The 14,530-nt window shown below is 72.7% G+C and carries 14 protein-coding genes; 12 read left to right on the top strand and 2 right to left on the bottom strand.

Annotated features, from left to right (window positions below; all coding sequences use genetic code 11):
• Nucleotides 1–109: 109 nt before the first annotated feature.
• Nucleotides 110–1,003: a LysR substrate-binding domain-containing protein gene (locus tag DEJ46_RS07165; RefSeq protein WP_150264707.1), complete on the bottom strand. Its 894-nt coding sequence runs from the start codon at nt 1,001–1,003 to the stop codon at nt 110–112.
• 123 nt (nt 1,004–1,126) lie between these two features.
• Between DEJ46_RS07165 and DEJ46_RS07160 the strand changes: the two genes are divergently transcribed.
• Genes DEJ46_RS07160 through DEJ46_RS07150 form a run of 3 tightly spaced genes read left to right on the top strand, consistent with a single transcriptional unit; the run spans nt 1,127 to nt 3,235 of the window.
• Nucleotides 1,127–2,308, top strand: a complete 1,182-nt coding sequence (locus tag DEJ46_RS07160) for a bile acid:sodium symporter family protein (protein ID WP_223834549.1) — start codon at nt 1,127–1,129, stop codon at nt 2,306–2,308.
• Between the two features lie 25 nt (nt 2,309–2,333).
• Entirely contained in the window at nt 2,334–2,855 is a 522-nt protein-coding gene (locus DEJ46_RS07155) for an isochorismatase family protein (RefSeq protein WP_150264706.1), read from the top strand.
• Nucleotides 2,852–3,235 carry a (2Fe-2S) ferredoxin domain-containing protein gene (locus tag DEJ46_RS07150; RefSeq protein ID WP_150264705.1) on the top strand — a complete coding sequence of 128 codons (384 nt, stop codon included), beginning with the start codon at nt 2,852–2,854 and terminating at the stop codon, nt 3,233–3,235. The genes DEJ46_RS07155 and DEJ46_RS07150 overlap by 4 nt, the downstream gene beginning before the upstream one ends.
• Before the next feature lie 9 nt (nt 3,236–3,244).
• On the opposite strand, the gene fdhD is transcribed toward DEJ46_RS07150, so the two are convergent.
• Nucleotides 3,245–4,072 carry a formate dehydrogenase accessory sulfurtransferase FdhD gene (gene fdhD / locus DEJ46_RS07145; RefSeq protein WP_150264704.1) on the bottom strand — a complete coding sequence of 276 codons (828 nt, stop codon included), beginning with the start codon at nt 4,070–4,072 and terminating at the stop codon, nt 3,245–3,247.
• Between the two features lie 235 nt (nt 4,073–4,307).
• Here fdhD and DEJ46_RS07140 point away from each other — a divergent pair, with 235 nt between their 5' ends.
• The 9 genes from DEJ46_RS07140 to DEJ46_RS07100 all read left to right on the top strand — a co-directional run bounded on the left by DEJ46_RS07140 (nt 4,308) and on the right by DEJ46_RS07100 (nt 14,513).
• Entirely contained in the window at nt 4,308–5,267 is a 960-nt protein-coding gene (locus DEJ46_RS07140; protein WP_150264703.1) for a beta-ketoacyl-ACP synthase III, read from the top strand.
• 255 nt (nt 5,268–5,522) lie between these two features.
• Nucleotides 5,523–6,083: a hypothetical protein gene (locus DEJ46_RS07135; RefSeq protein ID WP_150264702.1), complete on the top strand. Its 561-nt coding sequence runs from the start codon at nt 5,523–5,525 to the stop codon at nt 6,081–6,083.
• A gap of 104 nt (nt 6,084–6,187) precedes the next feature.
• Nucleotides 6,188–6,847, top strand: a complete 660-nt coding sequence (locus tag DEJ46_RS07130) for a class F sortase (protein ID WP_150264701.1) — start codon at nt 6,188–6,190, stop codon at nt 6,845–6,847.
• A gap of 179 nt (nt 6,848–7,026) precedes the next feature.
• Nucleotides 7,027–8,208: an ROK family transcriptional regulator gene (locus DEJ46_RS07125; RefSeq protein ID WP_150264700.1), complete on the top strand. Its 1,182-nt coding sequence runs from the start codon at nt 7,027–7,029 to the stop codon at nt 8,206–8,208.
• 330 nt (nt 8,209–8,538) lie between these two features.
• Complete coding sequence (locus tag DEJ46_RS07120; protein WP_190622481.1) at nt 8,539–10,023, top strand: sugar ABC transporter ATP-binding protein; 1,485 nt, start codon at nt 8,539–8,541, stop codon at nt 10,021–10,023.
• Nucleotides 10,020–11,021 carry an ABC transporter permease gene (locus DEJ46_RS07115; protein WP_150264698.1) on the top strand — a complete coding sequence of 334 codons (1,002 nt, stop codon included), beginning with the start codon at nt 10,020–10,022 and terminating at the stop codon, nt 11,019–11,021. Before DEJ46_RS07120 ends, DEJ46_RS07115 begins: the two co-directional genes overlap by 4 nt.
• Before the next feature lie 126 nt (nt 11,022–11,147).
• Nucleotides 11,148–12,191, top strand: a complete 1,044-nt coding sequence (locus DEJ46_RS07110; protein ID WP_150264697.1) for a substrate-binding domain-containing protein — start codon at nt 11,148–11,150, stop codon at nt 12,189–12,191.
• A 77-nt stretch (nt 12,192–12,268) separates the two neighbouring features.
• Nucleotides 12,269–13,495 carry a Gfo/Idh/MocA family protein gene (locus DEJ46_RS07105; protein WP_150264696.1) on the top strand — a complete coding sequence of 409 codons (1,227 nt, stop codon included), beginning with the start codon at nt 12,269–12,271 and terminating at the stop codon, nt 13,493–13,495.
• A 13-nt stretch (nt 13,496–13,508) separates the two neighbouring features.
• Nucleotides 13,509–14,513, top strand: coding sequence for a sugar phosphate isomerase/epimerase family protein (locus DEJ46_RS07100; protein WP_150264695.1), 1,005 nt, complete (start codon nt 13,509–13,511; stop codon nt 14,511–14,513).
• The last annotated feature ends 17 nt before the right edge of the window (nt 14,514–14,530 follow it).

Genomic DNA, 14,530 nt, shown 5'->3' with positions numbered 1-14,530 from the left:
TGCTCACGAGCGGCCGGTACGAACGCGACGTGGCCGGTCCGTACGGGCTCCCGCGACCCTTCCCCCGGCCCGGTCGGGACCCGTGCAACGGCCCGTCCCGCGCCCCGGATCAGCGTGGCCGGTGCAGGCGGTCGCCGCCCGCCAGGATCGCCTCCGCCAGCGCGTCCGCCGCCTCCTGCGTCGCCCCGCCCCGCCGCCCCCGCAGCAGTACGAAACCGACCTCGCCCAGCTCCGGAAGCCCCGCCCGGGCCGGCACCGGGACGAGCCCCTCCGGCACCAGGCCCCGCGTGTGCGCCATCACCCCCAGCCCCGCCCGAGCCGCCGCGACGTTCGCGCTCAGACTGGAGCTCGTACACGCGATCCGCCACGCCCGGCCCTGCGCCTGCAAAGCCTCCAGCGCCCGCGCCCGCGTGATGCCCGGCGGCGGGAACAGGATGAGCGGCACCGGCCGGTCAGGCTCCACCCGCAGCCCCGGCGCCCCGATCCAGATCAGCGAGTCCTGCCAGACGAGCCGCCCCTCGCCGCCCTCACCCCCCTCGCGGCCCCCGCCCCCGTCACCGCGCCGCTTCGCCAGGATCAGATCCAGCCGGCCGGCTGCCAACCGCGCCTGCAGCGTCCCCGACAGTTCGACCGTCAGCTCCAGGTCGACCTCGGGGTGCTCGCGCCGGAAGGACTCCAGGATCTCCGGCAGCCGCGTCGTCACGAAGTCCTCCGACGCCCCGAACCGCAGCCGCCCCCGCAACCGCGTCCCGCCGAACCACGCCGCCGCTCGCTCGTGCGCCTGGAGGATCGCGCGCGCGAAGCCGAGCATGGCCTCACCGTCCTCCGTCAGCTCCACACTGTGCGTGTCCCGCGAGAAGAGAGGCCGCCCCGTCGCCTCCTCCAGGCGCCGGACGTGCTGGCTGACCGTCGACTGCCGCACCCCCAGCCGCCGCGCGGCCTGCGTGAAGCTCAGCGTCTGGGCCACGGCGAGAAACGTGCGCAACTGCGTCGGTTCGTACACAGGACGACGGTAACCCCGCTCATCACAGATCGCGATGACAGTCAGAGCGCTGTACGGGATTCCCGATCACCACCCGCTGGACCAGGATGGAAGCGCACCCCGTACTCCACAGAGCTGAAGCCCATGAGCCGCCGCACCCCCCTCCGCATCCCCGCGCCCCGCCTGCCGTCCCGGCTCCCGGTCGACGCGTTCGTCCTGGCACTGCTCGGCACCGTCGGCCTCGCCGCGCTGCTGCCCGCGTCCGGGGCCGCCGCCACCGTCGCGGAGGGCGCGTCCACCGGAGCCGTGGCGCTGCTCTTCTTCCTCTACGGCGCCCGGCTCTCCACCCGCGAGGCGCTCGACGGCCTCCGGCACTGGCGCCTCCACCTCACGGTCCTCGCCTGCACCTTCCTGCTCTTCCCGCTCCTCGGACTCGCCGCGCGGGGCCTCGTACCCACCGTGCTCACCCCGCAGCTCTACGGCGGACTGCTCTTCCTCTGCCTCGTGCCCTCCACCATCCAGTCCTCCATCGCCTTCACCTCCATCGCCCGCGGGAACGTCCCCGCCGCGATCTGCGCCGGTTCCTTCTCCTCCCTCGCCGGCATCGTCCTGACCCCCCTCCTCGCGGCCCTCCTCCTCGGCGGCAGCACCGGCGCCCTCTCCGCCGACTCCCTCCTCAAGATCGTCCTCCAGCTCCTCGTGCCCTTCCTCGCCGGACAGCTCCTGCGAACCTGGGGGAACAAGAGGAGCCGCGCGCAGCGCCTCAGGCAGGGTGGCGGTGGGCGACGGGCGGGCGGATTCCTCGTCCGCCACAAGAAGACCCTCGGCCGCGTCGACCGCGGCTCGATCCTCCTCGTCGTCTACACCGCCTTCAGCCAGGGCATGGTCGCCGGCGTCTGGCAGCTCGTGACCCCGGCCCGCCTCGGCCTGCTCCTCGCCGTCGAGGCCGTCCTGCTCGCCGCGATGCTGACCCTGACCTGGTACGGGGCGAAGCGGCTCGGCTTCGACCGGGCCGACCGCGTCGCCATCCAGTTCGCCGGCTCCAAGAAGAGCCTCGCGGCCGGCCTGCCCATGGCCAGCGTCCTCTTCGGCGCACACGCCTCGCTCGCCGTGCTCCCGCTGATGCTCTTCCACCAGATGCAGCTGATGGTCTGCGCCGTCATCGCCAAGCGCCGCTCCCACGACCCGCAGGAGCACGACCCGCAGGAGCACGACCTTCACGAGCACGATCCGCACGAGAACGACCCGCAGGAGCCGCTCCCGGCCACCACCGCCCCGCACCCCGCCCCCGTCGGCCGGATCACACCCCCAGCCGCACCACGATGATCATCCGGGCCGCTACGGTGCTCCCATGCCCTCACTCGATCCCGGCCGCACCGCGCTCGTCCTCGTCGACCTGATGGAACGCATCGTCGCGCTGCCCCTCGCCCCGCGCCCCGGCACCGACGTCCTCGCCGCCGCGGCCCGGCTCGCCGACACCTTCCGGGCCGCCGGAGCACCCGTCGTCCACATCCGCGTCGAACGGCCGAACGTCCCCACCCAGCCGCCCGGCAGCGAGCTCGTCCCCGACCTCGTCCACGCCGGCGACCATGTCGTCGTCAAGCGCACCATCGGCGGATTCCACGACACGGGACTCCACGCACTGCTCAGCGGAGCCGGCGCCACGACCCTCGTCCTCGGCGGCATCGCCACCAACCTCGGCGTCGAGTCCACCGCCCGCGCCGCCGGCGACCTCGGCTACGACCTCGTCTTCGCCGAGGACGCCATGACCGCCCTCACCGCCGACGAACACCGCGCCTCCGTCGAGCTCGACTTCCCGCGCCTCGGCACCGTCGCCCCGGTCTCGGCGATCACCCTGGACGGCCCCGCGTGACACCAGTCCCGATACGGTACGGGGCCCGCCCCTGCTCCCTGGTCGTCTGCCGAGGCTGCTGCTGCGGCGACGCCCGCAAGAACCCCGGCACCGACCACGCCGCCCAGCTCGCCCGGCTCCGCGAGGCCGCCGCGGCCTCCGGCGGCCGACTGGCCGTCCGTACGAGCGACTGCCTCGGCCCCTGCGCCCAGGCCAACATCATCGTCGTCCAGCCCTCCACCGAGGGCCGCAGGCGCGGCGGCCGCGCCGCCTGGATCGGCTTCAGCCTCGACGACGACTGCCTCGACGACATCCTCGCCTGGACCGAGGCCGGCGGCCCCGGCATCGCGAAGCCCCCGGCCACCCTGGCCCTCCAGATGATCGACCCGCCGAAGAACTGACGGCCCTCCCTACAGGGCGATCCGGTGCTCGCCCGCGTACACGTTCATGTCCGGCCCCCGCAGGAACCCGACCAGCGTCAGCCCCGTCTCGGCGGCCAGGTCCACCGCGAGCGAGGACGGCGCCGACACCGCCGCGAGCACCGGGATCCCCGCCATCACCGCCTTCTGCGCCAGCTCGAACGACGCCCGCCCCGACACCAGCAGCACCGCCCGCTCCAACGGCAGCAGCCCCTCCCGCAGCGCCCGCCCCACCAGCTTGTCCACGGCGTTGTGCCGGCCCACGTCCTCCCGCACGTCGAGCAGCTCACCGTCCTCCGTGAACAGCGCCGCCGCGTGCAGCCCGCCCGTCGAGTCGAAGACCCGCTGCGCCGCCCGCAACCGCTCCGGCAGCACGGACAGCAGCGCCGGCGCGAGCCGTACGGGAGGCGAGTCGGCGATCGGGAAGCGCGCCGTCGTGCGCACCGCGTCCAGGCTGGCCTTCCCGCACAGCCCGCACGAGGACGTCGTGTAGACGTTCCGCTCCAGCGAGATGTCCGGGACGGCCACGCCCGGCGCCAGCTGCACGTCCACCACGTTGTACGTGTTCCGGCCGTCGTCCGTCGCACCGGCGCAGTACACGATGTTCCGGACGTCCGAGGCCGCCGCGAGGACACCCTCGCTCACGAGGAAGCCCGCCGCCAGCGCGAAGTCGTCCCCAGGGGTGCGCATGGTGATGGCGATCGGCCGGCCGTTCAGCCGGATCTCCAGCGGCTCCTCGGCCACCAGGGTGTCGGGCCGCGTGTTCACCGCCCCGTCGCGGATCCGCATGACACGCCGCCGCTCGGTGACCCGTCCCATCGTGATCGCACTCGATTCTCTCGCGTGGAAGGCCGTGCGGCCGCGAAAACGCGACGAAAACGGCCCTGGCGGGGCCATTCTCCGTCACCGGGGGCCCCTGCCCCACCTCGGCCCTTGTCATGGTCGGCCAAGCGGTACGGGTGAATGTTGGTGGTTTACGTCACCTGTTACCCATCAGTCGCTGGCAAGACTGGGGGATCCTGCCGGACGAACGAACCACCGAGGGGGTCCCGGTATGACGGGCACTCGCATCGCCGCGCTTGGGCACTACCAGCCCGCGAAGGTGCTCACCAACCACGACCTCGCGGAACTGGTCGACACCGACGACGCGTGGATCACCAGCCGGGTCGGCATCCGCACCCGGCACGTCGCCGGACCCGACGAGCCCGTCGACGAGCTCGCCGCCCACGCCGCAGGCAAGGCCCTGGCCGCCGCCGGGCTCGCCCCGGACGACATCGACCTCGTCCTCGTCGCCACCTCCACCGCGATCGACCGCTCGCCCAACACGGCGGCCCGCGTCGCCGCCCGCCTCGGCATGAAGTCGTCGCCCGCGACCATGGACCTGAACGTGGTCTGCGCGGGCTTCACCCACGCCCTGGCCACCGCCGACCACGCCGTACGGGCCGGGGGCGCCCGACGCGTCCTGGTCATCGGCGCCGACAAGATGACCGAGGTGTGCGACTGGACGGACCGCACCACCTGCGTCCTCGTCGGCGACGGCGCGGGCGCCGCGATCGTCGAGGCCGTGGACGACGCCGAGGCCCGGGACACGCCCGGCATCGGCCCCGTCCTGTGGGGATCCGTCCCCGAGATGGGCAACGCCGTCCGGATCGAGGGCACCCCGCCGGTCTTCGCCCAGGAGGGCCAGTCCGTCTACCGCTGGGCCACCCAGCAGCTCCCCGCACTCGCCCGGAAGACCTGCGAGCGTTCCGGCATCGCCCCCGAGGAGCTCGCGGGCGTGGTCCTGCACCAGGCCAACCTGCGGATCATCGAACCGCTCGCGGCGAAGATCGGCGCCGTCAACGCGATCGTCGCCCGCGACGTCGTCGACTCCGGCAACACCTCCGCCGCCTCGATCCCGCTGGCCCTGGCCAAGCTCGTCGAGCGCGGCGAACTGCCCTCCGGCGCCCCGGTGCTGCTCTTCGGCTTCGGCGGCAACCTGTCGTACGCGGGACAGGTCATCCGGGTCCCGTAAGGCGGAACGCGCGGCCCCGGCCCCTGCCTGGGGCCCGTGCCGGGGCCGAGCGGTGGACCGGCCGGGGCCGTGCCGGCGTCGAGCCGGGGCCGTACCCGGGACCCCTGCCCCCGCGCGGACGGTCGTGCCCCGTTCGGCGGAGCCCGGTGGCGGCGCGCCGGGGGCGCACCTAGCTTCGATCGCGATGAGGGTCGTGCAGCACCCGGGCGCGGAATCGCTCCGCCCCAGCACCCTCGCGTGATCGGGAGGACCGTCATGCGCGCGATACGTACCGCGTCCGCCGCCCTGCTCTGCGCCGCGGCCCTGGGGCTCGCGGCGGCGCCGACGGCCCTGGCGGAGGAGAACGAACCGAACATCACATCGTTCGGGTTCTCCGTGACGCCCGCGACGGTCGCCCCCGGCGGCACCGTCACCCTCACCTCCGACGGCTGCGAAGTGCCGTCCGTGACCGTCACCTCCGGCGTCTTCGACACGGTGACCCTCAGCGAGGGCCGCTCGGGCACCGCCACGATCGACTTCGACGCCAAGGCCGGCGCCCGCTACGACATCACCTTCGACTGCAAGGGCGAGCGCGGCACCGCGAGCCTCACCATCGCCGCGTCCGGCGGCCCGGCCCACGACACGGGGAACGTCAAGGGACCCGACACGTCCCCCGGCGCCCACAAGGGCGTGAAGGCCGGGTACGGCTCCGAGGCCGGTGCCGCCGACGAAGGACTCGGCGCCACCGAACTCGTCACGGGTGTCGTGCTGATCGCCGGAGCGCTCGGCGCCGCCGTCGTCCTGACCCGCCGCCGCGGCGCCGGCGGCAGCCTCTGACGGCAGCCGCCGCCAGGGGCCCGAGACTGCCCCTCCACCCCGGCGTGACGAGGGCCGGGGCGGAGGGGCGCCAACACCTCACGCGGAAACGGAGAAGTACGGCGGTGCAGGGGTCGAACCGAACGGGGACGCGTGGCGCCTGGGGCGTCATAGCCGTCGTCCTCCTGATCGGCGTGCACCTCGTGCGCGGCGGCGCGGAGGAGCTCCGCGCCGAAGGCCCCCCGCAGCCCCTCGCCGTCGCCGCCCCCGACGGGACCCTGGCCGCCGGCACGGGACCCGCCGCCCCCGACTCCGTACCCGATCCGCTGCCGGCCTCCCCGCCCGTCCGGGTCCGCGTCCCGGCCGTCCGGGTCGACGCGCCCGTCACGGAGGTCGGCCTCGACGCGGACGGCTGGATCGAGGCCCCACCACCCGAGGACGACCACCTCACCGGCTGGTTCACCGGCGCGGTCACCCCCGGCGAACGCGGCACAGCCGTCGTCGTCGGCCATGTCGACACCCCCAGCGGCCGGGCCGTCTTCTACGACCTCGGCGCCCTCGGCAAGGGCCACCGCGTGGAGATCGTCCGCCGCGACGGCCGGACCGCGGTCTTCGCCGTGTACGGGGTCGAGGTCGTCCCCAAGGAAGGCTTCCCCGCCGAACGGGTCTACGGCGACTCCGGTCTACCCGAGCTGCGGCTCATCACCTGCGGCGGCACCTTCACCCAGGAGAACGGCTACGAGGGCAACGTGGTGGTCTCGGCCCGCCTCGTCGAGGTCCACTGACCACCGAAGCCACAACCCCACACCCCCTTCCTCCCGCCACACCCTCCCTTTGTCCTCGCTCTGGAAAAAGTCTGCCCGGAATCCTGCGCAACTTCTTCCCACCCCGGAACCCCACTGCTACGTTCCTGCCGAAAGCCCGAAGGAGAGCGTGCGACGAGAGGGAGGGGCGCGTGAGACGCATGACGGCACGACCCGCCAACAAGCACCAGGCACGACTCCTCCGCCTGCTGCGCGACGGAGGCCCCAACTCCCGCGCCCAGCTGGGCGATCAGATCGACCTCTCCCGATCCAAGCTCGCCGTCGAGGTCGACCGCCTCCTGGAGACCGGACTCGTCGTCGCCGACGGCCTCGCCGCCTCCCGGGGCGGCCGCCGCTCCCACAACATCCGCCTCGCACCCGAACTCCGCTTCCTCGGCATCGACATCGGCGCCACCTCCGTCGATGTCGCCGTCACCAACGCCGAGTTGGAGGTGCTCGGACACCTCAACCACCCCATGGACGTCCGCGACGGACCCGTCGCCGTCTTCGAACAGGCCCTGTCGATGGCGGCGAAGCTCCGCGACACGGGCCTCGCCGAAGGCTTCGACGGCGCCGGGATCGGCGTCCCCGGACCCGTCCGCTTCCCCGAAGGCATCCCGGTCGCCCCGCCGATCATGCCCGGCTGGGACGGCTTCCCCGTCAGGGAGGCCCTCAGCCAGGAACTCGGCTGCCCCGTCATGGTCGACAACGACGTGAACCTCATGGCCATGGGGGAACAGCACGCGGGCGTCGCCCGCTCCGTCGGCGACTTCCTCTGCATCAAGATCGGCACCGGCATCGGCTGCGGCATCGTCGTCGGCGGCGAGGTCTACCGCGGTACGACGGGCAGCGCCGGCGACATCGGCCACATCCAGGTCGACCCCGACGGCCGCCCCTGCGCCTGCGGCAACACGGGCTGCCTGGAAGCCCACTTCAGCGGCGCCGCCCTGGCCCGCGACGCCGAGGACGCGGCGCGCGGCGGCAGGTCGGAGGAGCTCGCGGCCCGCCTCACGGCGGCCGGCCGGCTCACCGCGGTCGACGTCGCCGCGGCCGCCGCCGCCGGCGACGCCGCCTCACTCGCCCTCATCCGCGAGGGCGGCAACCGGGTCGGGCAGGTCATCGCCGGACTCGTCAGCTTCTTCAACCCCGGTCTGGTGGTGATCGGCGGCGGCGTCACCGGCCTCGGTCACAACCTCCTCGCCAGTGTCCGCACCCAGGTCTACCGGCAGTCCCTGCCCCTGGCCACCAACAACCTCCCCATCGTCCTCGGAGAGCTCGGCCAGACCGCCGGAGTGACCGGCGCGGCCCGCCTCATCAGCGACCACCTCTTCTCCCCGGCGTAGAGCGACCACCACTCTCCCGCCGTAACCGGCAGCCGTAGCTCGCCGGCGCAGTCGCTGGGTGGTGTGTAGGCATACGTTCCGCAAGGGCTGGGGGTACCTCCCAGGCGAAGCTCTGGGGGAGGGCGGGCACAAACCACCCACCGAGCCGCACCCGCCCACCCACCTCAGCCCCCACGCACCGCAGCCCCCACGCACCGCAGCCCCCACCCACCTCAGCCCCCACTCGCCCAGGCGCCACCCGCACCCGCCGAGGGGACCTCCGCCATGCCCCAAGAACACACCGCGCCCCAACAACACACGGCGCCCCCACAACAACCACCCCTGCTCACCATGTCCGGCATCACCAAGTCCTTCCCCGGCGTCCGCGCCCTCGACGGCGTCGACCTGGAAGTCACCCCCGGCGAGGTCCACTGCCTCCTCGGCCAGAACGGCGCCGGCAAATCCACCCTCATCAAGGTCCTCGCCGGCGCCCACCAGCCCGACGCCGGCCGCATCACCTGGAACGGCGAACCCGTCCGGCTCCGCACCCCCAGCGCCGCCGTCCGCCTCGGCATCGCCACCATCTACCAGGAACTCGACCTCGTCGAAGGCCTCACCGTCGCCGAGAACATCCACCTCGGCCACGAACCCGCCACCGCCGGCTTCGTCAAGAGCCGCACCGCACGCACCGCCACCACCGCCCTCCTCACCCGCCTCGGCCACCCCGAGATCGACCCGGCCCGCCACGTCCGCGAACTCTCCGCCGCCCAAAGGCAGATCGTCTCGATGGCCCGCGCCCTCTCCCACGACGTCCGCCTCATCGTCATGGACGAACCCTCCGCCGCCCTCGACCCCGACGAGGTCGCCAACCTCTTCCGCATCGTCGCCGACCTCACCGCCGCCGGCGTCGCCGTCGTCTACATCTCCCACCGCCTGGAGGAGATCCGCCGCATCGGCGACCGCGTCACCGTCCTCAAGGACGGCCGGGCCGTCGCCCGCGGACTGCCCGCCACCACCCCCACCCGCGACGTCGTCGCCCTCATGACCGGCAGGGACCTCCCGTACGTCTTCCCCGACCGACCCGCGCACCCACCCACCACCCCACCTGTCCTCCAGGTCCAAGGCCTCACCAGACACGGCGAGTTCGAGGCCATCGACCTGGAACTCCGCCCCGGGGAGATCGTCGGCCTCGCCGGCCTCGTCGGCTCAGGCCGCTCCGAGATCCTGGAGACCGTCTACGGAGCACGGCGACCCACAGCGGGACGCGTCCTCGTCGACGGCCGGCCCCTGCGGCCCGGCAGCGTCCCCGCCGCCGTCCGCGCCGGACTCGGCCTCGCACCCGAGGAACGCAAGGCCCAAGGCCTGCTCCTCCTCGAATCCGTCACCAGCAACGTCTCCGTCTCCACCCTCGCCCGCTTCTCCCGCGCAGGCTGGCTCGACCGCGCCGCGGAACGCCACGCCGCCCGCGCCGCCACCCGCACCCTCTCCCTCCGCCCCGACCGGCCCGCGGCCCCCGTCCGCACCCTCTCCGGCGGCAACCAGCAGAAAGCCGTCCTCGCCCGCTGGCTGCTCCGAGGCTGCCGCGTCCTCCTCCTCGACGAACCCACCCGCGGTGTCGACGTCGGCGCCCGCGCCGAGCTCTACGCCGTCATCCGCCGCCTCGCCGACGAAGGCCTCGCCGTCCTCCTCGTCTCCAGCGAGGTCCCCGAGGTCCTCGGCCTCGCCGACCGCGTCCTGGTCCTCCGCGAAGGCCGCGTCGTCCACACGGCACCCGCCTGCGACCTCGACGAACACCGCGTACTCGACCTCGTGATGGAAGGGAGCCCGACCGCATGACCCTCACCACCCCGGCCAAGGCCCCGGCCGAGGACAGCCGTTGGCGGGCACTCGGCATCAGGGCCGACGTCCGCAACCTGTCCCTGCTCGGCGTCCTCGCCGTCCTGGTGACCGTCGGCGGCCTCACCCGGCCCGCCGAGTTCCTCGCCACCTCCAACCTCCAACTCGTCCTGACCCAGGCCTCCGTCATCGGCGTCGTCACCGTCGGCATGACCTTCGTCATCACGAGCGGCGGCATCGACCTGTCCGTCGGCGCGATCGTCGCCCTCGCCTCCGTCTGGGCCACCACCCTCGCCACCCAGGAGTTCGGCTTCGCCGGCATCCTCTTCACGGCCGTCGCCGTCGGAGTCGGCTGCGGACTCGTGAACGGCGTCCTCATCGCGTACGGCGGAATGGTCCCCTTCATCGCCACCCTGGCCATGCTCGCCTCGGCCCGCGGCCTCGCCCTCCAGATCACCGACGGCCGCACCCAGATCGTCACCGTCGACGCCGTCCTCGACCTCGGCGTCCCCGACGCCTACGTCCTCGGCATCCCGCCGCTCGTCCTCGTCTTCGCCGCCGTCACCGCCGCCGGCTGGCTGCTCCTCAACCGCACCACCTTCGGCCGCCGCACCGTCGCCGTCGGCGGCAACCCGGAGGCCGCCCGCCTCGCCGGCATCGACGTCCGCCGCCAGCGCCTCCTCCTCTACGTGCTCTCCGGACTGTGCTGCGGCATCGCCGCGTTCCTGCTGATCGTTCTCGCAGGCTCCGGCCAGAACACCAACGGCAACCTGTACGAGCTCGACGCCATCGCCGCCGCCATCATCGGCGGCACCCTCCTCAGCGGCGGCCGCGGCACCATCGTCGGCTCCGTCCTCGGCGTCCTCGTCTTCACCACCATCACCAACATCTTCGCCCTGAACAACCTGCAGAGCGACGTCCAGCAGATCGCCAAGGGCGCCATCATCGTCGCCGCCGTCCTCGTCCAACGCCGCTCGGCCCGCGACAGCGACACCTGACCCCCACCCGGCACCCACTTCCACCTCGCCCCCCGCACTCCACCTCCCCGCCCGGCCCCCCACCTCCCCACGCGCACTCACTCCATCCCCCTCGCGCAACCCGCCCTCCAGAAGGGATCCACCGCCATGCCCGAAACCAGCCGCAGACACCTCCTCCTCGGCGGAGCGGCCGTCTCCGCCGGAGCCCTCCTCACCGCCTGCACGAGCAACGAACCCAAGAACCAGACCCCCGCCGCAGGCTCCGCCCCCGCCCCCGGCACCGACGACAAGCCCGGCACCCCCGTCACCATCGGCTTCGCCGGCCCCCAGGCCGACCATGGCTGGCTCAACGCCATCAACGACAACGCCCAGCAGCGCGCCAAGAAGTACGCCGACGTCACCCTCGAGATCACCGAAGGCTCCAACGAGACCGCCGCCCAGATCGGCCAGGTCCAGACCCTCATCAACAAGAAGGTCGACGTCCTCGTCATCCTCCCCGCCGACGGCAAGGCCCTCACCCAGGTCGGCCTCCAGGCCATGAACGCCGGCATCCCCGTCGTCAACCTCGACCGCGTCTTCGCCTCCCCGCAGGCCTACCGCTGCTGGATCGGCGGCGACAACTACGGCATGGGCCTCAACGCCGGCCGGTTCATCGGCGAACAGCTCAAGGACAAGCCGAACGCCACCGTGATCGAACTCGCCGGCATGGACAGCCTGGAACTCACCAGACAACGCACCCAAGGCTTCGACGACGCCCTCAAGAACTACCCCAACATCCGCAAGGTCGCCCGCCAGGCCGCCGACTTCACCGTCGAGTCCGGCCAAGCCAAGATGGCCCAACTCCTCCAGGCGCAACCGAAGTTCGACGCCCTCTGGAACCACGACGACGACCAGGGCGTCGGCGCGCTCCGCGCCATCGCCCAGGCCGGCCGCAAGGACTTCCTCATGGTCGGCGGCGCCGGAGCCAAGTCCGCCATGGACGCCATCAAAGCCGACGACGGCGTCCTCAAGGCCACCGTCCTCTACCCGCCCACCATGGCCGCCTCCGCCATCGACCTCGCCCGCGCCCTCGCCCAGAAGAAGGGCATCGGCGGCATGGCCGAACTCGAGATCCCCGCCTCCATCACCCTCTACTCGGCCGTCGTCACCAAGGACAACGTCGACGAATACCTGCCCACCGGCTTCAGCTGACCGGCCCGACCCGCCGGACACCCCGAGCCCACCCCGCGGGAGCGGCACACCGCCGCACCACGAAACGGAGGAACCGCATGGACACGACGGAGAGCGGCACCGCACCACCCGCCCTCGGCATCGGCATGGTCGGCTACGCCTTCATGGGCGCCGCCCACTCACAGGGCTGGCGCACCGCCGGACGCGCCTTCGACCTGCCCCTGCGCCCCGTCCTCGCCGCCGTCGCCGGACGCGACCCCGACGCCGTCAGGGCCGCCGCCCGCCGCCACGGCTGGGCCGCCGCCGAAACCGACTGGCGCGCCCTGATCGCCCGCGACGACGTCCAGCTCGTCGACATCTGCACCCCGGGCGACAGCCATGCGGAGATCGCCGTCGCCGCCCTCGAAGCCGGCAAACACGTCCTCTGCGAAAAACCCCTCGCCAACTCCGTCGCCGAGGCCGAAGCGATGGCAGCAGCCGCCGAAACCGCCGCCACCCGCGGCCAGATCGCCATGGTCGGCTTCAACTACCGCCGCGTCCCCGCACTCTCGTACGCACACACACTCATCGCCGAAGGACGCCTCGGCGAACTCCGGCACATCCGCGTCACCTACCTCCAGGACTGGCTCGTCGACCGCGCCTTCCCCCTGTCCTGGCGCCTGGAACGCGAACACGCCGGCTCCGGCGCCCTCGGCGACCTCGGCGCCCACGCCGTCGACCTCGCCCAGTACCTCGCGGGAGAACCACTCGTCGGAGTCTCGGCGCTCACCGAGACCTTCGTCCGCAAACGGCCCCTCCTCGCGGGCGCCGCAGCCGGCGGCCTCGCCGGGGGAGCAGGCTCGGAGACGTACGGCCCCGTCACCGTCGACGACGCCGCCCTCTTCACCGGCCGCCTCGCCTCCGGGGCACTCGCCTCCTTCGAAGCCACCCGCATGGCCGCCGGCCGCAAGAACGCACTCCGCCTGGAACTCAACGGCGAGAACGGCTCCCTCGCCTTCGACCTCGAGCGGCTCAACGAACTCTCCTTCCACGACCACACCGAGCCCGCCGCCACCGCCGGCTTCCGCCGCATCCTCGTGACCGAACCCGACCACCCGTACCTGGAGGGCTGGTGGCCACCCGGACACGGACTCGGCTACGAGCACACCTTCGCCCACCAGGCCCGCGACCTGGTCCTCGCCATCGCCGACGGCACCGCCCCCGCACCCTCCTTCGCCGACGGCCTCCAGGTCCAGCGCGTCCTGGCCGCCGTCGAGGACAGCGCACGGAACAACGCCGTCTACACCCCCGTACCCACACCCCCGCCCACCCCCGCACCGCGCTAGGAGGTACCCGACCGTGCCCCGACCCTTCACCCTCTTCACCGGCCAATGGGCCGACCTGCCCCTGGAAGAGGTCTGCCGGCTCGCCCGCGACTTCGGCTACGACGGCCTCGAACTGGCCTGCTGGGGCGACCACTTCGAAGTCGACAAAGCCCTCGCCGACCCCGCCTACGTCAAAGGCAGACGCGAACTGCTCGACACATACGGACTGAAGTGCTGGGCCATCTCCAACCACCTGGTGGGACAGGCCGTCTGCGACCACCCGATCGACGAACGCCACCAGGCGATCGTCCCCGCCCGCATCTGGGGCGACGGCGAAGCCGAAGGCGTACGACAGCGCGCGGCACGCGAACTCGCCGACACCGCACGAGCCGCCGCCGCCCTCGGCGTCGACACCGTCATCGGCTTCACCGGCTCCTCCATCTGGCACCTCGTGGCGATGTTCCCACCCGTACCCCCGCACATGATCGACCGCGGCTACGAGGACTTCGCCGAGCGCTGGAACCCCATACTCGACGTCTTCGACGCCGAAGGCGTGCGCTTCGCCCACGAAGTCCACCCCAGCGAGATCGCCTACGACTACTGGACCACCCAACGAGCCCTCGAAGCCGTCGACCGACGCCCCGCCTTCGGCCTCAACTTCGACCCCAGCCACTTCGTGTGGCAGGACCTCGACCCCGTCGGCTTCCTCTGGGACTTCCGCGACCGGATCTACCACGTCGACTGCAAGGAAGCCCGCAAACGACTCGACGGCCGCAACGGACGCCTCGGCTCCCACCTCCCCTGGGGCGACCCCCGGCGCGGCTGGGACTTCGTCTCCGCAGGACACGGCGACGTGCCCTGGGAGGACGTCTTCCGCATGCTCCGGTCGATCGGCTACGCCGGACCCGTCTCGGTCGAATGGGAGGACGCCGGCATGGACCGCCTCACCGGCGCCCCCGAAGCACTCACCCACCTCAAGCGGTACGACTTCGACCCGCCGGCCGCCTCCTTCGACGCGGCCTTCGGCAGCGGCGACTGACCGAACCGAACAGCACC

The sequence above is a fragment of the Streptomyces venezuelae genome (genome assembly GCF_008642375.1).
GTDB lineage: Bacteria > Actinomycetota > Actinomycetes > Streptomycetales > Streptomycetaceae > Streptomyces > Streptomyces venezuelae_G.
Note: the sequence above shows the minus strand (reverse complement) of the source record. Positions and strands in the feature narration are given on the sequence as shown.